Annotated in this window: 18 protein-coding genes and 1 pseudogene; 5 read left to right on the forward strand and 14 right to left on the reverse strand. The window is 62.2% G+C overall.

Features of this window, described 5'->3' with window-relative positions; translation table 11 throughout:
• Positions 1–110: 110 nt before the first annotated feature.
• Both NKJ26_RS12540 and NKJ26_RS12545 read right to left on the reverse strand, forming a co-directional pair.
• Positions 111–1487 (reverse strand): FAD-containing oxidoreductase, encoded by a 1377-nt coding sequence (locus tag NKJ26_RS12540; RefSeq protein WP_352695472.1) that lies wholly within the window; start codon positions 1485–1487, stop codon positions 111–113.
• Positions 1484–1945, reverse strand: a complete 462-nt coding sequence (locus NKJ26_RS12545) for a DUF4126 domain-containing protein (RefSeq protein WP_352695473.1) — start codon at positions 1943–1945, stop codon at positions 1484–1486. Before NKJ26_RS12545 ends, NKJ26_RS12540 begins: the two co-directional genes overlap by 4 nt.
• Before the next feature lie 182 nt (positions 1946–2127).
• On the opposite strand from NKJ26_RS12545, the gene NKJ26_RS12550 reads away from it, so the two are divergent.
• Complete coding sequence (locus tag NKJ26_RS12550) at positions 2128–2685, forward strand: sugar O-acetyltransferase (protein WP_352695474.1); 558 nt, start codon at positions 2128–2130, stop codon at positions 2683–2685.
• Positions 2686–2702: 17 nt separating this feature from the next.
• On the opposite strand, the gene NKJ26_RS12555 is transcribed toward NKJ26_RS12550, so the two are convergent.
• A complete protein-coding gene (locus NKJ26_RS12555) occupies positions 2703–3698 on the reverse strand; it encodes a GlxA family transcriptional regulator (RefSeq protein ID WP_352695475.1) in 996 nt (331 codons plus the stop codon).
• Between the two features lie 127 nt (positions 3699–3825).
• Between NKJ26_RS12555 and NKJ26_RS12560 the strand changes: the two genes are divergently transcribed.
• A complete protein-coding gene (locus NKJ26_RS12560) occupies positions 3826–4470 on the forward strand; it encodes a cysteine hydrolase family protein (protein WP_352695476.1) in 645 nt (214 codons plus the stop codon).
• Positions 4471–4536: 66 nt separating this feature from the next.
• On the opposite strand, the gene NKJ26_RS12565 is transcribed toward NKJ26_RS12560, so the two are convergent.
• The 9 genes and pseudogenes from NKJ26_RS12565 to NKJ26_RS12605 all read right to left on the reverse strand — a co-directional run bounded on the left by NKJ26_RS12565 (position 4537) and on the right by NKJ26_RS12605 (position 15282).
• Complete coding sequence (locus NKJ26_RS12565) at positions 4537–6216, reverse strand: formate--tetrahydrofolate ligase (RefSeq protein WP_352600916.1); 1680 nt, start codon at positions 6214–6216, stop codon at positions 4537–4539.
• Positions 6217–6529: 313 nt separating this feature from the next.
• A complete protein-coding gene (locus NKJ26_RS12570) occupies positions 6530–7654 on the reverse strand; it encodes a DUF2333 family protein (RefSeq protein ID WP_352695477.1) in 1125 nt (374 codons plus the stop codon).
• A 104-nt stretch (positions 7655–7758) separates the two neighbouring features.
• Positions 7759–9057, reverse strand: coding sequence for a DUF6638 family protein (locus NKJ26_RS12575; protein WP_352695478.1), 1299 nt, complete (start codon positions 9055–9057; stop codon positions 7759–7761).
• 67 nt (positions 9058–9124) lie between these two features.
• Positions 9125–9534 (reverse strand): annotated as a pseudogene (locus NKJ26_RS12580) (endonuclease domain-containing protein).
• Between the two features lie 69 nt (positions 9535–9603).
• On the reverse strand, positions 9604–11514 hold the full coding sequence (locus NKJ26_RS12585) for an AAA family ATPase (RefSeq protein WP_352695479.1): 1911 nt from the start codon (positions 11512–11514) through the stop codon (positions 9604–9606).
• A gap of 24 nt (positions 11515–11538) precedes the next feature.
• Positions 11539–12684, reverse strand: a complete 1146-nt coding sequence (locus tag NKJ26_RS12590) for a hypothetical protein (RefSeq protein WP_352695480.1) — start codon at positions 12682–12684, stop codon at positions 11539–11541.
• Between the two features lie 39 nt (positions 12685–12723).
• Positions 12724–13812 (reverse strand): hypothetical protein, encoded by a 1089-nt coding sequence (locus tag NKJ26_RS12595; RefSeq protein ID WP_352600906.1) that lies wholly within the window; start codon positions 13810–13812, stop codon positions 12724–12726.
• A gap of 321 nt (positions 13813–14133) precedes the next feature.
• Entirely contained in the window at positions 14134–14523 is a 390-nt protein-coding gene (locus tag NKJ26_RS12600) for a c-type cytochrome (RefSeq protein WP_352695481.1), read from the reverse strand.
• A 147-nt stretch (positions 14524–14670) separates the two neighbouring features.
• A complete protein-coding gene (locus tag NKJ26_RS12605) occupies positions 14671–15282 on the reverse strand; it encodes a thymidine kinase (RefSeq protein WP_352695482.1) in 612 nt (203 codons plus the stop codon).
• Positions 15283–15543: 261 nt separating this feature from the next.
• Between NKJ26_RS12605 and NKJ26_RS12610 the strand changes: the two genes are divergently transcribed.
• The 3 genes from NKJ26_RS12610 (at position 15544) to choV (ending at position 18753) form a co-directional block, all read left to right on the forward strand.
• The gene (locus tag NKJ26_RS12610) at positions 15544–16479 is read left to right on the forward strand and encodes a choline ABC transporter substrate-binding protein (protein ID WP_352600901.1); all 936 of its coding nucleotides are present in this window, start codon (positions 15544–15546) and stop codon (positions 16477–16479) included.
• A 241-nt stretch (positions 16480–16720) separates the two neighbouring features.
• Complete coding sequence (gene choW / locus NKJ26_RS12615; protein WP_352695483.1) at positions 16721–17575, forward strand: choline ABC transporter permease subunit; 855 nt, start codon at positions 16721–16723, stop codon at positions 17573–17575.
• A complete protein-coding gene (choV, locus tag NKJ26_RS12620; protein WP_352695484.1) occupies positions 17572–18753 on the forward strand; it encodes a choline ABC transporter ATP-binding protein in 1182 nt (393 codons plus the stop codon). The genes choW and choV overlap by 4 nt, the downstream gene beginning before the upstream one ends.
• A 219-nt stretch (positions 18754–18972) precedes the next feature.
• Here the strand turns inward: choV and NKJ26_RS12625 are convergent, their stop codons facing one another.
• Both NKJ26_RS12625 and NKJ26_RS12630 read right to left on the reverse strand, forming a co-directional pair.
• Complete coding sequence (locus tag NKJ26_RS12625) at positions 18973–19575, reverse strand: hypothetical protein (RefSeq protein WP_352695485.1); 603 nt, start codon at positions 19573–19575, stop codon at positions 18973–18975.
• Positions 19572–20024, reverse strand: coding sequence for a (2Fe-2S)-binding protein (locus NKJ26_RS12630; protein ID WP_352695486.1), 453 nt, complete (start codon positions 20022–20024; stop codon positions 19572–19574). Before NKJ26_RS12630 ends, NKJ26_RS12625 begins: the two co-directional genes overlap by 4 nt.
• Positions 20025–20026 lie beyond the last annotated feature (2 nt).

Here is a 20026-nt window from a genome sequence, read left to right on the forward strand (position 1 = left end):
CGCCATCCGGGCTCGGCGTCTCAGTAAAACGTTGAACTGCCTTATCTCTCTTAGCCCTTACGCAACTCCGGACGGAAAACCGTTTCCCACTTTTGGAATTGCTCCAGATCTCAGGCCAGCGGCTTCAACTCCTGGGCGATGGTGGGCAGCAGTTCCGAGACATTGGGGTGGATGTGCATGGCGCGCGCCAGCGTGTCGACAGGCGCCTTGGCGTACATCAGGTCGAGCACGCAATGCACGGCCTCATCGCCGCCGGGGCCGAGCACGCAGCAGCCGAGGATTTCCCTGGTGTCGGCATCGACCAGGATCTTCATGAAGCCTTGCGTCTCGCCTTTTTCGACGGCACGGCCGACGCGGGTCATCGGGCGCTGGCCGACCAACGCGCGGCGGCCGGACTTTCTCACTGCGGCCTCGGTCATGCCGCAGCGGCCGAGCGGTGGGTCGATGTAGAGCGCGTACGCTTCGATGCGGTCGCTGACCTTGCGCGGATCATCGTCGAGCAGGTTGGCGGCGACGATCTCGTAGTCGTTGTAGGAGGTATGGGTGAAAGCGCCCTTGCCGTTGCAGTCGCCCATCGCCCAGATGCCGGGCACGCTGGTGCGCAATTGGTCGTCGACGATGATGAAGCCGCGCTTGTCGACCTCGACGCCGGCCCTGTCGAGGCCAAGGTCGTCGGTGTTGGGTGCTCGTCCCAGAGCCAACAGCACGTGCGAGCCGACGGCGGCTGGTTTGCCGGCCGAGAAGGTCACGGCGATGTCGTTGCCTTGCTTGGCAAATGCGATGTCGTCGGCGCCGAGATGGATCGCAATGCCTTCGTTTTCGAGGATCGACAGGATGGCTGCCGAAACGTCCTCGTCCTCGCGGCCGGCTAGGCGCGGGCCTTTTTCGATGACGGTGACTTGCGAGCCGAAGCGACGGAACATCTGCGCGAATTCAAGCGAGATGTAGCTGCCGCCTACGACGACGAGATGGCGCGGCAAAACGTCGAGATCCATCATTGAGGAATTGGTCAGATAGTCGATGTCGTGGATGCCGGGCAGGTCAGGCACGGAAGCGCGACCGCCGGTGTTGAGGAATATCTTTTCGGCGGTCAAAAGGTCGTCGCCGACGCGCACCGTGTTCGCCGATTCGAAACGCGCATGACCGCGATAGAGCGTGCATTTGTCCATGCTGCCGATCCAGGTCTCGAGCCCTGTGCGGGCGTCGATTGTCACCTTGTCCTTGCGCGCCTTGATCGTCTCGTAGTTGACGCCGACGGGGCCTTCGAGCGTGACGCCATAGTCGGCGGCTCGGCGGGCGAGATGCGCCGCATAGGCGCTGGCGACCATGGCTTTGGTCGGCATGCAGCCGGTGTTGACGCAGGTGCCGCCGACCAGCTTGCGCTCGATCAGCGCCACGCTCATGCCGGCGTCATTCAACCGGCCAGCCAGCGAAGGGCCGGCCTGTCCGGCGCCGATGACGATGGCGTCGAAGGTTTTGGCCGTCATGCCACCGCCGCCACGATGAGCAAGCCGCCGATGATCGCCACCGCGTCCTCGATAAAGGCGGCGGGTGGATCCTTGCCGAAGCTTGCTGCCAGCCGGCCGCGTACTTCCGCACCGCCGAGCGTGCCGATGACTGCGCCGATGGCGCCGGCGATCAGGCCGCCGATGGTGGAACCGGCGATGGCGCCGATCACCGCGCCGCTGAAGGCGCCAAGCAGGATACGGGCGCCAAATTGCTGCGGCACCTTGCGGCTTGGCGTCGACGGTAGCTGGTCGGTGACCAGTTCGACGATGGCCAGGATGGTGAAGATGCCGACAGCTGCCCAGTGGCTCATGAAGCTGGCCCAGGTGCCGGCAACCGGCAGCCAGCCGAGATACGCGCCCCAGGCGACGGTTGCCGGCGCGGTCATGGCGCGCAGACCGGCAATGACGCCGATCAGAAGTGCGAGAACATAAAGCATGATTGATCCCCTCGATCCCGGGCCAGGTAGCCCAGCAAGAACAGGCTAGCATAGGCCCGGCATTTGACCAGCGCATGACCCCTAAAAAGCGAATGAGGATTGCAAGTCGGTGTTGCAGGGTGCAGGGACTTTCCATTCACTGCAATTATGCTTTGGCAATGCCGTCCACCGGAGGTCCCGTCATGGCTGGAAGCGAGCGCGCAAAGATGGCGGCCGGCGAATGGTACGCATGCCTCGACGATGAACTGGAGGCCCTGCGCGTTACGGCGCGCGACGCCGTGTTCGAGCACAATTCGCTGCCGCCGCGGCAGCGCGGCGATCTCGGGCCAGGGTTGAAGGCGCTGCTCGGCAGCGTGGGCCGGGGCGCCCGCATCGAGGCGCCGTTTCACTGCGCCTATGGCTTCAACATCTTTCTCGGCGACGGCGTCTTTCTCAATGCCGGCTGCATCATTCTCGATACGGCAAGCGTTCGCATCGGCAAGGGAACGCTGCTCGGCCCCAATGTGCAGATCTATTGCGCTGAGCATCACAAGGAAGCTGCCGGACGGCAGGCCGGTCTGGAGATCGCCAGGCCGGTGGAGATCGGCGCCAACGCCTGGATCGGCGGCAGCGCCGTCATGCTCGCCGGCGTCAGCATCGGCGAGGGCGCCATCGTCGGCGCCGGCGCCGTGGTGACGCGCGATGTGCCTGACAACACGACGGTGGTCGGCAATCCCGCGCGGGCGGTCAAGCGCGGCTGACGCGCTTTCGCAGACGATCAATGCGACAAGGCATGGGCTGCGCGCACATCCGGATCGGCTCGCCTGGAGAATTCACGCCGGTACTGCGCCGGTGATGTCCTGAGCCTTGCAGCGAAATGTTGGCGCAGCGACGTGGCGCTGCCGAAGCCGGCCTCGTAGGCGACGATGTCCATCGATTTTTCGGTCGCTTCCAGCAACCGTTGCGCCAGTTCGATGCGCTGGCCGATCAGCCATTCGCCGAAACTGGTGCCGATCGATTTCTGGAAGCGGCGGGTGAAAGTGCGCCGGGTCAGACCGGCGGCTTCGGCGACGCTGTCCAGGTTGTGCGCTTCGCCGAGCGTCGCGCGAACCGCGTCGAGGGCCCTGGTGAAACGGTCGGCATCCGCGCTTTTCGCCAGGGAATGTTCTATGAATTGCGCCTGCCCGCCCTGCCGATGCGGCGAAAGGACGATCTGGCGGGCGAGCCGCAGCGCTGCTTCCGCGCCGTAGCGGGCACGCACGATGTGGAGGCAGCAATCGAGGCCGGCCGCAACGCCCGCCGATGTCACGACATCGCCATTGTCGACATAGAGCACCGAGGCATCGACCGCGACGTCGGGGTGCAGTCTTTGCAACTGCTCGGAATAGGCCCAGTGCGTCGCCGCGGCGCGACCGGAAAGCAGCCCGGCGGCGGCAATGGCAAAGGTCCCGAGGCACAGGCCGACGATCAACGCGCCGCGTCGATGTGCCTGGCGCAAGGCCTCCACCAGCTGCTGTTGTGGCGGCTCGTTGAGATGATGCCAACTCGGGATGATGACGATGTCGGCGTCGTCGAGGCCCTCCAACCCATGCGGCGCGGTAACAGTCAGCCCCGCCTCGGTATGGACAGGGCCGGCCATGCCCGCGCAGATGCGGAACTCGAAGCGGGGCAGGCCGAGCGCCGTCCTGTCCTCGCCGAACACCAGGCATGGCACGGAGAGATGGAACGGGCTGATGCCGTCGAAGGCGAGGACAGCAATGATCGGGTCGGCCATGGGCGTCTTCCAGCGAGAAGAACAGATTGTCCCAATTCTTTCGAACGATGTCAATTGGGCCACTTTTGGCGACCCGACTACCGGCTTATTTTTAGCGCATCGCATTCAAGCCCGAAAGGAAAACACCATGTCTGAGCCAGCCAACACCATGCCACGCCGGGCGCTGGTCGTCGTCGATGTCCAGAACGATTATGATGGCGGCAATCTCGCCATCCAGCATCCGCCGTTTCGCGATAGCGTCGTCAATGTGGCGCGCGCGATGGATGCCGCTGCCGCCGCCGGCATCAAGGTGGTTGTCATCAAGCAGATGGCACCCGAGACGTCGCCAATCTTCGCCAAAGGCAGCCATGGCGGCGAACTGCATCCCGAGATCGCCAGGCGTGGCCGCGACCACTATGTCGAGAAGGCGCTGCCCTCCGCCTTCACCGGCACCGATCTCGAGGACTGGCTGCGCGCAAATACCATAGATACGATCGCGGTCGTCGGCTACATGACGCATAATTGCGATCTGTCGACCATCATCCACGCCGTGCACATGGGGTTCTCGGTCGAGTTCCTGTCCGACGCCACCGGCTCGGTGCCTTACGCCAACAGCGCCGGCTATGCCTCGGCCGAGGAAATCCACCGCGTGGTGACGATCATTCTGCAGTCGCGCTTCGCCGCCGTGCTCAAGACCGCCGAATGGGTCGACTGCCTGAAGACCGGCGCGTTGCCGGAACGCGACACGATCTTCGGCTCCAATCAGTGGGCACTGGCTCGCAACGCTGCGTAATCGTCCGCGAAATAAAAGGGCGCCGCATCGCTGCGGCGCCCTTTTGCACTTTGGAGTTGAGGGTTTTTAGAACAAACCTTCGATCTGGCCCATCTCGTTGAGGAAGATCTTTTCTGAGGATGGCGCCTTGGGCAGGCCCGGCATGGTCATGACCTCGCCACAGATGATGACGACGAAGCCCGCACCCGCCGACAGCCTGACCTCGCGCACCGGCACGGTATGACCGGTTGGCGCGCCGCGCAGGTTCGGGTCGGTCGAGAACGAGTATTGCGTCTTGGCCATGCAGACCGGCAGGTGGCCGTAGCCGGCCTGTTCCCAGGCGTGCAACTGGTCGCGCACCGACTTGTCGGCGATCGCTTCCGATCCGCGATAGATGCGCTGGACGATGGTGTTGATCTTCTCGAACAGCGGCATGGCATCGGGATAGAGCGGCGCGAACTGCGAGGCGCCGGATTCGGCCAGCCTCACCACCTTGTTGGCGAGTTCCTCGATGCCGGCCGATCCCTGGGCCCAGTGCTTGCACAGGATCGCGTCTTCGCCCATCGAGGCGACATAGGCCTTCATCGCCTGGATCTCGGCCTCGGTGTCGGAATAGAAATGGTTGATGGCGACCACTGCCGGCACGCCGAACTGCCTGATGTTCTCGATGTGGCGGCCGAGATTGGCACAGCCCTTCTTGACCGCCTCGACGTTCTCCTTGCCGAGGTCTTCCTTCTTGACGCCGCCATTCATCTTCATGGCGCGCACGGTAGCGACGATGACGGCCGCCGCCGGCTTCAGGCCCGCCTTGCGGCACTTGATGTCGAAGAACTTTTCGGCACCGAGATCCGCGCCGAAGCCTGCTTCGGTGACGACATAATCGGCGAGCTTCAATGCCGTCGTGGTGGCGACGACCGAGTTGCAGCCATGCGCGATGTTGGCGAACGGGCCGCCATGCACGAAGGCCGGGTTGTTCTCCAGCGTCTGCACCAGATTGGGCTGCATGGCGTCCTTCAAAAGCACAGCCATGGCGCCGTCGGCCTTGAGGTCGCGGGCATAGACCGGCGACTTGTCGCGGCGGTAGGCGACGATGATGTCGCCGAGGCGTTTTTCAAGATCCTTCAGGTCGGTCGACAGGCACAGGATAGCCATGACTTCCGAGGCGACCGTGATGTCGAAGCCGGCTTCGCGCGGAAAGCCGTTGGCGACGCCGCCGAGTGAGCAGATGATCTCGCGCAGCGCGCGGTCGTTCATGTCCATGACGCGGCGCCAGACGACCCGGCGGGTGTCGATGCCGAGTTCATTGCCCCAGTAGATGTGGTTGTCGATCAGCGCCGACAAAAGGTTGTGCGCGGTGGTGATGGCGTGGAAGTCGCCGGTGAAATGGAGGTTCATGTCCTCCATCGGCACGACCTGCGCATAGCCGCCGCCGGCCGCACCGCCCTTGACGCCGAAATTCGGGCCGAGCGAAGCCTCGCGGATGCAGACGATCGCCTTCTTGCCGATGCGGTTTAGGCCGTCGCCGAGGCCGACCGTGGTGGTCGTCTTGCCTTCGCCGGCCGGCGTCGGGTTGATGGCGGTGACGAGGATCAGCTTGCCGTCCTTGTTGCCTTTCACCGACTTGATGAACTCGGCGGAGATCTTCGCCTTGTCGTGGCCATAGGGCAAAAGATGCTCGGTCGGGATGCCGATCTTCTGGCCGATCTCCTGGATCTGCTTCTTCCTGGCGCCGCGCGCGATCTCGATGTCGGACTTCACTTCGGCCATGACGGCTTTCCTCTGGATTGAACGGTGGAGGGGACGGGTTGATCTCACTCGCAGGCAGGCTGGAACGGCGCGAGGGCATGTTCTAACCCTGTCGCTGCCGCGGCGTCAACTTTCATGCAACTATGTTTCCTCTAGAGAAAATTCCTCTGCGGACCGGCCGACCTGTCAGCGGTTCTTTCTGGCTCCGTTTGCCGCGCCGTATAGAAGCCAGAGGACGCGCCGCTCCGCCGTCTCAAAACAGCCGCACAATGCACGGAATGCGACAGAGGCGACGGCGCAAATCCGCCATCGAAGAGGTTGCGGCGGAACAGCGTTACTGCATCAGCACGTTGCTGATTTCAACCATGTTGGAGCGCACCCTGAGCACGTAGAAGCCCATCGTCGTCAGGTGCGTCGGCAACAGCCAGCCGTCCTCGCGGCCATTGGCGATGATGAACGGTTGGATGCGTAGCGCCGAGACGAACTGGGCGTCCATCGTGTCCCACAGGCTTTGCAAATGCTTTTCCTTGATGACGTCATCGAAGTCGGCCTGGGCGCCCTTCATCAGGCCGTAATAGGCGTAGAGCTGGCCATAGGCGAACCAGTAACGGTCGTCGGCGCGGAAGTCGAACCAGCCATTGTTGTGGTTCTCGGCGCGCTCCTTGAGGATGGCCGAGGTCGAGCCGATGTCGCTGGCGATACGGTCGATGTACTGCTTCAGATTGTCGGCGCGGGCATCGAAGGTCGCCTGGCAGGTGGCCAGCCGGGCGTTGAACGAGCGCAGCTTGCGCACGGCGTCGCGATAGTAGCTGGGGGTCGGCGTCTTCGGGCCGAACGGACTCACGCCGAAATACCAGGTGTATTCGTCGAACTGCAGATTGCCGCGCGCATCCTGCAGGTCGGCATCGATCTGCGATGTCGTGCGCACCCGGCCGAGATTGTCGGCGAGTTCGGTCGCTGTGCGCCGTACCGCCTGGTTGATGCCGCGCTGGAACGAGGCCTTGTTGTCCATCCACGGCGTGTTGTCCCAGTTGATGCCGAACAGGCCGAGCTTGTAGAGGATCATCGACGAGATCCAGGCATTCTGGTTGACGTTGAAATCGGTCAGGTCGGCGGCGATCTGGGCGATGCCGGAGTTGCCGCAGGTCCGGGCGGTATCCGTGCCGGCGCCGGCGGCCAGCTGTTCGCCGGCGGACACGTTGCGCTTCTCGAACGTGTAGTTGTCGGGGTAGCTCGGGTTGAAATTGTTCCACCACTGGGTGGCGTAGAAGAAATTGGCGTAAAGGCCGATCAGCACCAGCAAGGCGAGGCCGACCACCGCCTTGAGGATCCAGCCGCGTTGCGCATACCAGCGCCCGGCCCATAGGAACGGCCACAGGATGACGCCGATCAGAAGGCCGATGCCGCGGCCGATCCATTGGAAAATCCGGGTGAAGAAGTTCACGATCGGATTGAGCATGGCTGTGTCACCCCTCATAGCATGATGCCAAAAAGTTGCAGACTTTTTGGATAACATTATTCGCCAAAACAACACGTTAGAACGAAATGACGGTTTATTTCGTTCTAGTCAGTCAGGCCGTAGAGGCGTGTGCGGAACGCCACCTTATCCTTCAAATATGTGGTTTTCAGAACGTCCACAACATGCGATCGCCAGGCGTCGCTGAAGCCGTCATAATCGTCGTAGAAGCCCTGCTTGTTGAAGATGTAGCGCGAGACGAAGTCCGACGCCACGAAATCCGAAATCAGCCGGTTGATCAGCCAGGCGTCGGGATGGTCGGGCTTTGCCCTGATCACCAGGAAACGTTGCTGCGGAAAGACATCCTCGATCTTGAGGTGGCCAAGCTGGGCGATCTCGCGTTTGGCGGCATTGAGGAAAGGAAAATTGCCGTCCTTGGTGATCAGGTCCGCATGGCTCTGGATCCAGGTCTGCAGCCAGACCTTGTCGACGTCGGTAAGGTTGCGGTTCGGCTCGGCATCGCGGATCAGTGCGCGCACCACCATCTCGGCCCGGTGCTCGAGATAGCCCGATGTCTCGATCCAGGAGGCGCGCGGCAGTTCGATGCGACCGGTGGCTGCAAGGAATTTGAATACCTTGTCGGCATCGTTGATCGAGAGATAGCTGACCTGCCACGGACGCGAGCGGCGGAAGCCGGGGGCGGCCGGATTGCTGATCACCGTCGTCATGTCGGGATCGACGAACACGTAGAGGCCGCCGAAATGGCTGGTCCAGTAGGCGTTGTGGCGGAAGATCACCTGGTCGGGCACCAGAGCGTTCTCTCTGATATCGCCGCAGATTTTCGCCAGTTCCACCATTCGGGTCAGCATGGCATTGTCGCGCCAGGCGTCGGGCTCCTGCCTCAGCCGGTCGACCAGCTTGCCGAGCTCGGCGGCCTTGCCCAGCACATCCTCGGCCGACAGCACCTTGAACTCGACCTGGTTGATCGACAGCAGGTCCTCGATGTCGTTGACCTTGGGAATGGAATCCTCGATCTCGCCGTAGATCACGTCCTTGATGGTCAGCGCGTCGATGGCGCGCTGGTTCTTCGACATGAACTCGAACATTAGCTGCGAGGTGTTGGAGAAGGCGGTGTGCACCACCGGCAGGTCGATCTGCGACGGCGTCAGGATAATGAAGCGGCGATTGACCTCATTGGGATCGAGATAGTCGTAGTCGCCGCACTCCTCGGCCACTTCGGGCGAGAAGCCGGTACGGTCGATCTGGAAGCTCTTCAGCTTGGTGGGTGTGAGGCCGAACGCCGCCAGCGCCTTGTTGTAACGCTGGATGAGATGCGTCTCGTCGACCGTCAGCAGCCGGCCATAGATGAGTTCATTGTCGCGCAGAAGGTCGGGTTTGCGGACCATTATTCCTTCTCCCCGTTTACGGGGAGAAGGTGCCCGAAGGGCGGATGAGGGGCGGCGCAAACGCTCATCATCTTTCCCCTGACGTTGAAGAGGGCAAAAACTTAACGTCGACAGCGATCATTCTCTGGTTGAGCCTACCATCCAGCGCCGCAACAATCGTATCCAGAACACTCTTGCGGCCCGTCAGGACATCAACGTGCCAAACTCTTAGCACCGACCAACCATTCCTATTCATAGTTTCGTCCCTGTATCGATCACGGGATCGGTTTGCGTGCTGGCTCCATCAACTTCCACGACCAGATTGGCTTCACGACAAGCGAAGTCAGCGAAATAGGGGCCAATCGGCAGTTGGCGAACAAACTTGCGGCCATTCAATCGCCGTCCGCGCAGTTCATGCCAAAGCCTTTCCTCGGCTTCGTTTTCCACCTTCCGTAGCTCACGGGCTCTCGCCACCTTCGGCTCGTTTCCACTACGCATGGCGCTGCCCCTCATCCGCCCTTCGGGCACCTTCTCCCCGTAAACGGGGAGAAGGAAAGGGCGCTCCACTCACACATTCCAACTGCCCTTCTTCTTCATCTCCTCCATCTCGCGCGCCGCCCTCTCGCGCAGACGGGCGTCGCGCAGCAGTTTTTCCACGGCGGAGTCGTCGGATTTGTCGGAATAGCGGAATTCGCTGTCGGCGTAACGGTTGATCTCTTGCATGACCATGTCCATCGAGAACGGCCCGCGCAGTTCCTCGATCATCGCCTTCTTCTCGTCGTAGCCCTTGTGCATGAAGGCTTCCGGCTTTTCGAACCAGTCGTCGGGAAGCTCGATGTCCATGGCGCGCATCTTGATGGCGTCGGTGACGTTCTTGATGGCGCGGCCGGTGAAGCGTGGCTCGGCATCCTTGATCAGGTGCAGATAGGTGCCGATGTCGGCCATCGACTTGGGCGCGCCATTTTCCTTCATGTAGCGCTCGTAGACCTTCATCAGCCCATCTTCCTGCGGCTTCTCATGCTCCTCATAGGCTTCCGTCACGGCGCGCTGGATCTCCTGGGCGGCGTAGAGCTTGTGGTCGCCGAGCGGGATCTTGTGGTTCTTGCCGGCAAGCAGCACGAAGATGTCGATGTAGTCGTCACGGGTCTGCGGCCCGTCGACCAGCCAGCGGGCGCCGGCGCGCTGGCGCAGCGCATCGTCGACGTTTTCGGGATAGTTGGAGAACATGCCGAAGGAGCAATTGCCGCGCACCACGGTAGCCGCACCGGCGAAGGCATCCATCAGCACACCGGTGATCTCCTGCTGGCCGGCCGAAGCGCGGTCGTCGGAGCGGCGCGCCGCCACCTGGTCGATATCGTCGATTGTGCCGAAACCGATGACGCGCGGGTTCAAGACATTGTTGACGAACTGGCGGCAGTTCTGGCCCGACTTGCCCTGGTAGGACGAGATCTGGTCGACGCCGAAATTCTCATAGGCAAAGGGATAGCCGGCGACCTGGCAGTAATTGTTGACGAGGCCGGCGATCATCTGGATCAGCGTCGTCTTGCCAGTGCCGGGCGCGCCGTCGCCGATGAAGGTGAACAGGAAGCCGCCAAGCTCGACGAACGGGTTCAACTCGCGTTCGAAGTCGTACGCCATCAGCATCTTTGCAAGCTTGACCGACTGGTATTTGGCGATGTGGTTGCCGACCACCTCTTCCGGCTTCTTGAAGGTCATCACCAGTGGCTTGGAACGCTTGCCGGGCGCGACGTCGAAGCCGTCGAGGGTGAAATCGTCGGCATCGATGCGGATATGGGCGTTCTCGAACGGACCGATGCCGTCGAAGCGGCCTTTTCGCGCCAAGAGCCCGTCGATGGCGACGCGAGCGAAGGCGCGCGCCCTGGTCATCAAATCGGCATCGTCGGATGCCCCCGATATCGCCTTGTCGAGGCCCGCCAGGATCGACTTCACCGCATCCTGCGGCGTGTCGAAGAGGAAATCCGGTTCGGGGATATCGTTGGGCGCTTCGCCGTCGCTGTCGATCAGCTGGAACAGATAGGAAGCAAGGCTGAAGGCCGATATGTAAGCCGAGGCCGACAGAAGTTTCTTGAAGGCCGCTGCCTCGTCGCCTTCGAGCGGCGCGCGGGTGTTCTTGGCCTGCAGGCTTTCGAGGTCGGAGCCTTCGGCGAACACCTCCGAAATTGCGAGCGCGAGCGCCGTGCCGCGTCGGGCGCGAAACAAAAGCGTGTGCTGCGGGATGGTCAGCAACTGGTCGTCGGGATGGACGGCGCCGACAGTCTTCGCCAGCTCGACCTCGCGCGTGCGGCGCACCGAGCCGACCGATACGGTCGAGACGAAGCGGCGGTTGGTGCCGGCAAGTGCCGTGCCGGAGGAGCTAGACGGGTCCTCGAGCACGACGATGCGGGTGATAAAGCTCTGCGCAGTGGCGCGGTGCTTTTCAATCGCCGCTTCCGGGATGGTGGTCAGGCCGGTATCCATGAAGGTTGCTCCGTGGTGTGACGGTCAGACGTCCGAGATGACCTGTCCATTGGACAGGATGTGGACCTTGTAGCCGGCGAAAATCTTCTGTGCCTCGCCCGCCGCGTAGAGCGCCTGGTACGCTTCGTGCGGGATCAGCGCGTGGTTCTCATAGCTCGACACGCCCTGGCGAGCGGCTTCGAGATCGTCGGTGTTGATGAAAAATTCCTGCGTCGTCTTCTCGCTCGAAAACAGCCCCTTGCGGCCGGGTTTCTCCGCTTTTGAGTAGACTTCCTGGATGGTCCAGGTCAGCAGCCACGCATTTTCCGGTTTGCGCACCTTGGCCAGAACCTCGGTCACCGTCGAATTGTTGTCGGTAATGCCAGCCGAATAGAAGGGGCCGAGCACGACGCGGCGCAGCTGCTTGGGATGCAGCGGCTCGAAATCCTTGTCGAGGTTGACGGCGATCGTCGCCGGCGACAGCGTGTAGGCGGAATTCTTCTCGGTGAAATCGTCGAAACGGTGGGCAAGCTCGGGGTTGAGCAGGCCGTCGACCGGCAGCGGAATGTCGACCTTGTCGTTGAGCTTGCCGCTTCTGTCGACGAGCTGGCGGATCATCGCTTCGGAGGAATCCTCCACCGTCACCATATAGACCAACGGCAGGTTGGCGCTACCGTCGAAGGTCGCCCAATGGACGAGATAGTAGGGCCGCGCCGTCTTCGGATTGACCGAGACCTTGGCCGTTTGCGCCAACGTGAACGGACCGAACGTATTCTCGCCTTTGACGTCCTCGAGATAGAGCCGCTCGGCCATCGACTTCTGCAAAGCCTCGGGGAATTCCTTGTGGCGCAGGATGAAGTCGGCCATCTCCTCGCGCAATTCGCCCGCTGCCGGGATGTTGGCGAGCCGGCTGTCCGCCTGGCGACGGTCGTTTTCCAGCTCGAGCAGGTTCTGGAACACCGGGAAGCCGCTTTCCGCGCGCGAAATTCGAAACGTGTCCATGAAGCCCAGCCGGTTGCGCCAGCAGGAAAAGGACTTGTCGAGCCGGGCGATATATTCGGCGACGATCTTGGCGACGATGCCGTGGCGATAAAGCGGCGAGCGGTCGTCGCGCATGAACACTTCGAGGCCGCTGAGTGCTGCCGTTATGGCCGAGAAGTACCGCGCCGCCGCGTCGTTTTCGGGGGTCATGCTATTGGCCCTGGATTGTCGCACCGATGAATGCGGCGATTACGATTGCACGTAATTGGCCGAATTGTGCTTCTTCAGCACTTCGTCGAAGCGGCGGGCGAAAGCATCGTCGGCCAACTTCTTGCGGCGCTGGATGTCGGCGGTCGCCACCATATTCTTCTCGTGCATTTCCAGGAGATCGCCAATGTGCTTCTGCGAGGCGGCGCCTATGCCGGCCATGGTTTCCTCGGCTGTGTTGTCGACCTGGCTGCCCAGCGTGTTGATCTTGTGGGCGACGTCCTGCTGGGCGGCGGTCTTCAGGGAATCCTCCAGCGCCTTGTAGAGCACGATGCGCTGCTCGGTATCGATGGTCAGCTTGTTGATCAGCGTCGACTGCGCGGCAATCTGGTTGTTGAGCGAATCGACGAAGGTCTGGAACATCGAGGTGTAGCGCTCGAGCGTCTGGCTCTCGGCCAGCAGTTCCTGCTCCTTGGCCTGTTTCTCGTTGTATTCGGTAGCGAGCTTGGAGCGTTCGCCTTCGAGCTGCGTGCGCTCCTTCTGGCTGGTCGACGCGGCGATCTTGTTTTCGATGTCGAGCAGCATCGGATTGAGCTCCTCGATGCGCTTTTGCACGGTCTCCAGGTTGGACATGGTGGTCTTGCGGCGCTCGATGACCTGCGACAGGCTGGTCTCTGAGGTTTTGTAGCGCTGGTCGAGGACCTCTTTCTGCGCCTTCAATATGCCGACAATGGTGTCGGACTTGGCCAGCAATTCCTGCAGATTGCCGGCCAGCGACATGTTGCGCACGCGGTCGGTGCGCAGACGCTGCTTGCGCTGGCTGGAGAAGACGCCGACGAAGTTTTCCCAGCCGGTGTAATTCTTCATGCTCTCGAATTCGGCGCCGAAGACGTTGGTGGCGTCCTCCAGGCCGATGATGAGATCGGCGATGTTGCCTTCCATCACCTTCTGCTGCTTCAGCACATCCTCGATGCGGGCGTTCTCGATGTCGAAATTGGCGTCGCCGATCTTCTTGTCGGCGGTGGCAAGCGTGTCGAGCACGGTCCCGGACTGCTCGATCTTGGTCCGCATGTCCTGGACGACCTGCTTTGTCTTGGCAATTTCAGCATCGAAATTCTGCAATGTCGCCATTGGGGCCTCCCGCTTCGGCATCACGTCGCTGGTTGCGAACAGCGGCGAATATATGTGGGGCCTCCAGGGATTGAAAGACGCAAGACAAGGCCCGCCCTGAAAACAAAAGAATTCGTCATGGTCTTGAAAGGCAGGTGAAGGTGATCGTGGCGTGACTACCGCAGCGGGTAAGCGTAGCTCAGCTGTCATTGAACTTTCAGGCCGGCAAAAGTGACGGCGATGCATTCAATTCCAGCCGGCACCGACGCCTCGAATTGACCAAAGCACTGAAGCAATCGCGACCTCGCCAGGCAAAGCGGAAGCCGACCCGGAACTCGCGGCTCAAGGTTTGGGATCGGCTTTCAGATAGGCGATGACGTTGGCGATGTCGTCGTCACTGGTCAGTCCGCCAAAGGCCATCCTGTTGCCGGGCACCTTCAGCCTGGGCGCCTTGAGATATTGAGCAAGGTTCGCCTCGTCCCAGACCAGGCCGGCGGCGCCGGCACCTTTCATCGCTTCCGAATAATGGCCAAGAAAGCTTTCGGCGCTGCCAGCGGGACGGCCGACGACACCCATCAAATGTGGGCCGACCTTGTCGCGGTCGGTGGTCGCCTCGTGGCAGGCCAGGCACCGGTTGAAAACATGCTTGCCCTGCACGGGGTCGCCACCGGCATGGGTGGCGACGGAGGTGGCAAGAAGAAGGAGGCTGGCTGACGAAACGGCTCGAAGCATGGCTGATTCCGGAGAACTCTGACTGACGGCCTTATAGAGCAAATCCAGGAAAAGAGTGAAACGGTCTCCCGTCCGGAGCAGCGCAAAAACTAACAGATAGAGTGGGTTCGACGCTTCCGTGAAACGCCGCAAAGACCGCCGCGCCGGTCAGGCCTTGGTAAAGCCGATGAAGTCGTCGGGCGCGGCGCGGCCCATCTCCTCTTCCCAGTGGCGGCGGCAGAGCGAGACATAGACGTCCTTGCCGATCGCCACCTGTTCGCCCTGCCGGGCGACCTTGCCGTCCGGACCGAGGCGCACCACCATCGTCGCCTTGCGGCCGCAGCGGCAGATGGTGCGCACCTCGCGCAAATCGTCGGCGATGGCGAGCAGCGCGCGCGAGCCGGAAAACAGCTTGCCCTGGAAATCGGTGCGCAGGCCGTAGCACATGACCGGGATGTTAAGCCGGTCGGCGATGCGGGCGAGCTGCCATACTTGTTCTTCCTCGAGGAACTGCGCCTCGTCGACGAAGACGCAATGCACGGCACTGCGTTGGTGATGCTCGGCGACGCGGGCGAACAGGTCGTCGCCGTCGCGGAACATCTCGGCTTCGGTCTCCAGGCCGATGCGCGACGAGATCAGGCCGGTGTCGCCCTTGCGGTAATGGCCGGCGACGAACAGCATCGTCGTCATGCCGCGCTCGCGATAATTGTACGACGCCTGCAGAAGCATCGTCGTCTTGCCGGCGTTCATCGTCGCGTAGTGGAAATAGAGCTTGGCCATGCCGTTCTTTTAAGCCGACTTGTCGCCCCGCGGGGAGGGGCCGCCGCCGCATTCCCCTGAAAAAGCCGCCACGGCCGGCCTGGACCAGGTCAGGGCTCGGCCCGGAAAGCGTCGGATGTGTCGCTGATTGGCCAGCCCGCGCCGTTGATCGTGATTGCCTTAATGCTTGAAACCACACCAGAATGGTGTTTGGCTGACGAAACAAGGCGGGCAGAGAAACCGTAACTTCGCCCCGTCAAGAATCGAAATGGGAGAATATCTATGTCGCGCATGAATTCCTTCGTCGCCGGCCTCGGCCTGGCGGCTTTTTTGTCCACCAGTGCCGCCTTTGCCGGCGATCCGGCGAGCTGTAAGGCGGTGCGTCTCTCCGATGTCGGCTGGACCGACATCCAGGCCACGACAGGGCTTGCCTCCGTGCTGCTCACCGCGCTCGGCTACGAGCCGCAGGTGATCCAGCTTTCGGTTCCGGTGACCTATGCGTCGCTGAAGAACAAGGATCTCGACGTGTTTCTCGGCAACTGGATGCCGTCGATGACCAACGACATCAAGGACTACACCGCCGACGGCTCGGTCGAGACCGTCAGCGAGAACCTCTCCGGGGCGGGCTACGGCATCGTCGTGCCGACCTATGTGGCGGACGCCGGCGTCAAGTCGCTGACCGATCTCGGCAAGTTCAAGGACAAGTTCGACGGCAAGATCTACGGCATCGAGGCCGGCAATGACGGCAACCGCATCATCCTCGACATGATCAAGAACCCGAAGGACAACCTCGAGGGTTTCGAGCTGGTCGAGTCTTCTGAGGCCGGCATGCTGACCCAGGCCGAGCAGTCGATGAAGAACAACGAGTGGATCGCCTTCCTCGGCTGGACGCCGCACCCGGTTATGGGCGCCATGAAGATCACCTATCTCGACGGCATGGGCGATAGCGGCTTCGGCGCCGCCACCGTTTCGACCAATGTGCGCAAAGGCTACATGACCGAATGCCCGAATGCCGGCAAGTTCATCGCCAATTTAAAGTTCAATCTCGACATGGAAGGCGAGATGATGGACGCCATCCTGAAGGGCAGCGACGCCAATACGGTGGCGACCGACTGGCTGAAGAAGCATCCGGACGCGGTGACGCCGTGGATTGCCGGCGTGACCACCTTCGACGGCGGCGACGCGGCGGCGGCGATCAAGACGGCGCTTGGAAGCTAAGCCGGCTTTGATTTCGGCATGGGCGTATGATCCCGAAAATCGGTTTCGAGTTTCGGAAAGGGATCATGCGCACATGAAATGCCGCAGCGTTCTTTGCGCGTCTGAAAAAGACGCGCGGCGCCGTGGGAACAAAAAGGGCAGCCATTTAGGAAAGGGCTGCCCTTTTTCATATGCTGTGAGAAGATGACGTTGCGACAGTAGAGGCCGAGGGCAGGGCGGCCTCCTGCATGAGAGGGGCGATATGGATCCGATTTCGAAATTCATGGCCGATCACAAGATTCCGATCGGCGCCTGGGGAAAGGCGTTCTTCGGCTTTCTCATCGATAATTTCGACACTGTGTTCAGGGCCTTTTCGAACGGCCTGAATTTCCTGCTCGACGGAGTGGTCGACATCCTGCTGATGGTGCCGCCGGTGCTGCTGGCGCTGGTCATCGCCGTCGTCGCCTGGCTGCTGCAGCGGTCGCGACCGCTCGCCATCGGCGTCTTTGTTGGTCTGATCTTCATCATCAACCAGAACCTCTGGAAACAGACGGTGCAGACGCTGGTGCTGGTCGTCGCGGCCGCGGCCATGGCAATGGCCATCGGCGTGCCGCTCGGCATCTGGGCGGCGCACAAGCCGAAGGTCTACCGCTTCATGCTGCCGGTGCTCGACCTGATGCAGACGCTGCCGACCTTCGTCTACCTGATCCCGGTGCTGACCCTGTTTGGCCTCGGCAACGCGCCCGGCCTCATCGTCACCATCATCTTCGTCATCCCGACCGCGGTCAGGCTCACCCATCTCGGGGTCGTCTCGGTGCCGAAATCGATCATCGAGGCCGGCGAGGCGTTCGGCGCCACAAAAAGCCAGCTGCTGTGGAAGGTCGAACTACCCTCGGCCCTGCCCACCATCATGGCGGGCCTGACGCAATCGATCATGCTGTCGCTGTCGATGGTGGTGTTCGCGGCGCTGATCGGCGCCGGCGGCCTCGGCACCGAAATCAACCGGGCGCTTGGCTCACGCCGGATCGACCTCGGGCTTGAGGCAGGGCTTGCCATCGTCGTGCTCGCCATCGTGCTCGACCGCATGACCCGCATTGGCGTTGGAGGCAAGAAATGACCGTCGCCGTCGATTTCAGGAACGTCGACATCGTCTTCGGCGCCGACCAGGCGGGTTCGTTGGCGATGATCGACAAAGGGGCCACCCGCGCCGAAATCCTCGAGAAGACCGGCAATGTGCTCGGCTGCGCCGGCGCCAGCCTCACCGTGCACGAGGGCGAGATCTCGGTGCTGATGGGCCTGTCGGGTTCCGGCAAATCGACGCTGCTCAGGGCCGTCAACCGGCTCAATGTGGTGTCGCGCGGCCAGGTGCTGGTCAAGGACGGCGACCGCACCGTCGATGTCGTCACTTGCGACGAAGCGACCTTGCGGCGCCTGCGCCAGAAGCAGGTGGCGATGGTGTTCCAGCAGTTCGGCCTGCTGCCATGGCGCACGGTGGAGGAAAATGTCGGTCTCGGCCTCGAGCTCGCCGGCGTGCCGGAAGCCGAGCGCAAGGAACGCGTCAGTCGCCAGCTCAAGCTGGTCAATCTCGACCAGTGGTCGAAGAAATACGCCCATGAGCTGTCGGGCGGCATGCAGCAGCGCGTCGGCCTGGCCCGCGCCTTTGCAACCGAGGCGCCGATCCTGTTGATGGACGAGCCGTTCTCGGCGCTAGATCCGCTGATCCGCACCAAACTGCAGGACGAGTTGCTGCAGCTGCAGGCCGAACTGAAGAAGACCATCATCTTCGTCAGCCACGACCTCGAGGAGGCGCTGAAGATCGGCAGCCACATCACGATCATGGAGGGCGGCCGCATCGTCCAGACCGGCGCGCCGGAAGACATCGTGCTGCGCCCCGCCAATGACTACGTCCGCGACTTCATCGCCAATGTGAATCCGCTGTCGGTGCTCACCGCCTGGAACGTGATGCGCGACCGCCGTGACCTGGAACACGGCGACAATGGCTGGGTCTGGCTCGACCGGCGCAAGACGACGCGCTTCAAGATCGACGATCATGGGCTGGTGGCGGCGGCCGAGCGCGACGGCAAGCCGGCGGTGTGGGTATCCTGCGCGGACGTCGAGAGCCAGTCGGAGGAGGCCGCGCAAGTGTTCTGGGCCAATCCCGGCACCTCGCTGAAAACCGTGATGCTGGCCATGCATCGCTCGCAGACCGCACCCGTGGCGCTGTTCGACGACCAGTCGCGCTTCGTCGGCGCCATCGGCATCCGCGACGTGCTAAGCGCGGTGCTGCGGCGGTAGTCGCCTTTTGCTCAGCTAGCCCGAAACGGTGCGGCGATTGAACCGGCGGTTCGTGATACGCGTTGGCTCAAAACTCCCGTCCAAGCCGGGAAACGCATCTCCAGACGCTGCACGCGGGCGACTTGGCCTGGCTGGATGAGCGGTTCACTGTTTCATGGAAGTGCCGAACCGCTCCATCCGTTTCACACTTTTCGTGGACTTGCTCCAGTAGGTGGTTCCTCAATTCGCCTCCGGGCATGCGGCGCCGGAATTTACCCAGAGTTCGGCGGCCCTCAGGAACTCGTCGTAGGGGACTGGTGGCGGCGTTCGCGGGCGCTTGCGAGCATCACCGCCTGCCTGCCAGGCCCACGCAACGAGCGCGGTCTTGAGATGATCGATGATTGCGGCACCGTCCCGCCCACCATTGCGGCTCGCGTCCTTGAGATGGGCGCATCGCAATGCTGGCGCTAGCCCTTCCCAGCCCATGCCTCGCGGGGCCAAATGCCAGTCATCAGCGCCGGGTACTCCGCTCGCCGCGTTGTTGGCCCGGCCATGGCAGGTGGCACAAGCCAAGCCGCTCGCGCCATGACCGTCCGGGCCGCGCATGACATTGAAAAGGTGTGGATGCCGGTCATCGCCCTGACGGGGAAAATCGCTCAGCGTATGGCAGTTCTGGCAGCGCGGGCTGGTCAGCACCTCGTCAATGCGCGCGAAGGCCGCCAGAGAGACGCTGCGACCGTCGCTTGCGACTGCTTCGGGCACGGCCCGCAATACAAGCGAGGCGCACAACCCTATCGCCACCAAACACACGATCATCGGGCCGAGCAGTTCAAGACGGTTCATCCCTGCTCTCCCGCCGCCCGATGGATCGCTTGCCGCACCCTCTGGTATGTGCCGCACCGGCAAATGTTGGTGATGGCAGCGTCGATGTCTGCGTCGGATGGCTTAGCTTTTTCTTTCAGCAGCGCTGCAGCAGCCATGATCATGCCGGACTGGCAATAACCGCATTGCGGCACCTGTTGGTCGATCCACGATTTCTGGAGGGGATGCGAGCTATCCGGTGACAGGCCCTCAATGGTCGTGACGGCGCTGTCCGCGGCCGCGGACAGCGGGTAGGAGCAGGAGCGCACGGCTTCGCCCTCGACATGGACGGTGCAGGCGCCGCAGGCAGCGATACCACAGCCATATTTGGTGCCGGTGAGACCGAGATCGTCGCGCAGCACCCACAACAGCGGCGTATCCGGGTCGGCGGCAGTTTCGACCGATTTGCCGTTAACGGTGAGCTTGATCATCG

The organism is Mesorhizobium sp. M0152, assembly GCF_040322415.1.
Classification (GTDB): Bacteria; Pseudomonadota; Alphaproteobacteria; order Rhizobiales; family Rhizobiaceae; genus Mesorhizobium.

What these genes read in the sequence shown, in the direction of transcription:
- NKJ26_RS12540 (WP_352695472.1), bottom strand. Translation starts at nt 1,487, where the DNA reads ATGACGGCCAAAACCTTCGACGCCATCGTCATCGGCGCCGGACAGGCC.
- NKJ26_RS12545 (WP_352695473.1), bottom strand. Translation starts at nt 1,945, where the DNA reads ATGCTTTATGTTCTCGCACTTCTGATCGGCGTCATTGCCGGTCTGCGC.
- NKJ26_RS12550 (WP_352695474.1), top strand. Translation starts at nt 2,128, where the DNA reads ATGGCTGGAAGCGAGCGCGCAAAGATGGCGGCCGGCGAATGGTACGCA.
- NKJ26_RS12555 (WP_352695475.1), bottom strand. Translation starts at nt 3,698, where the DNA reads ATGGCCGACCCGATCATTGCTGTCCTCGCCTTCGACGGCATCAGCCCG.
- NKJ26_RS12560 (WP_352695476.1), top strand. Translation starts at nt 3,826, where the DNA reads ATGTCTGAGCCAGCCAACACCATGCCACGCCGGGCGCTGGTCGTCGTC.
- NKJ26_RS12565 (WP_352600916.1), bottom strand. Translation starts at nt 6,216, where the DNA reads ATGGCCGAAGTGAAGTCCGACATCGAGATCGCGCGCGGCGCCAGGAAG.
- NKJ26_RS12570 (WP_352695477.1), bottom strand. Translation starts at nt 7,654, where the DNA reads ATGCTCAATCCGATCGTGAACTTCTTCACCCGGATTTTCCAATGGATC.
- NKJ26_RS12575 (WP_352695478.1), bottom strand. Translation starts at nt 9,057, where the DNA reads ATGGTCCGCAAACCCGACCTTCTGCGCGACAATGAACTCATCTATGGC.
- NKJ26_RS12585 (WP_352695479.1), bottom strand. Translation starts at nt 11,514, where the DNA reads ATGGATACCGGCCTGACCACCATCCCGGAAGCGGCGATTGAAAAGCAC.
- NKJ26_RS12590 (WP_352695480.1), bottom strand. Translation starts at nt 12,684, where the DNA reads ATGACCCCCGAAAACGACGCGGCGGCGCGGTACTTCTCGGCCATAACG.
- NKJ26_RS12595 (WP_352600906.1), bottom strand. Translation starts at nt 13,812, where the DNA reads ATGGCGACATTGCAGAATTTCGATGCTGAAATTGCCAAGACAAAGCAG.
- NKJ26_RS12600 (WP_352695481.1), bottom strand. Translation starts at nt 14,523, where the DNA reads ATGCTTCGAGCCGTTTCGTCAGCCAGCCTCCTTCTTCTTGCCACCTCC.
- NKJ26_RS12605 (WP_352695482.1), bottom strand. Translation starts at nt 15,282, where the DNA reads ATGGCCAAGCTCTATTTCCACTACGCGACGATGAACGCCGGCAAGACG.
- NKJ26_RS12610 (WP_352600901.1), top strand. Translation starts at nt 15,544, where the DNA reads ATGTCGCGCATGAATTCCTTCGTCGCCGGCCTCGGCCTGGCGGCTTTT.
- choW (WP_352695483.1), top strand. Translation starts at nt 16,721, where the DNA reads ATGGATCCGATTTCGAAATTCATGGCCGATCACAAGATTCCGATCGGC.
- choV (WP_352695484.1), top strand. Translation starts at nt 17,572, where the DNA reads ATGACCGTCGCCGTCGATTTCAGGAACGTCGACATCGTCTTCGGCGCC.
- NKJ26_RS12625 (WP_352695485.1), bottom strand. Translation starts at nt 19,575, where the DNA reads ATGAACCGTCTTGAACTGCTCGGCCCGATGATCGTGTGTTTGGTGGCG.
- NKJ26_RS12630 (WP_352695486.1), bottom strand. Translation starts at nt 20,024, where the DNA reads ATGATCAAGCTCACCGTTAACGGCAAATCGGTCGAAACTGCCGCCGAC.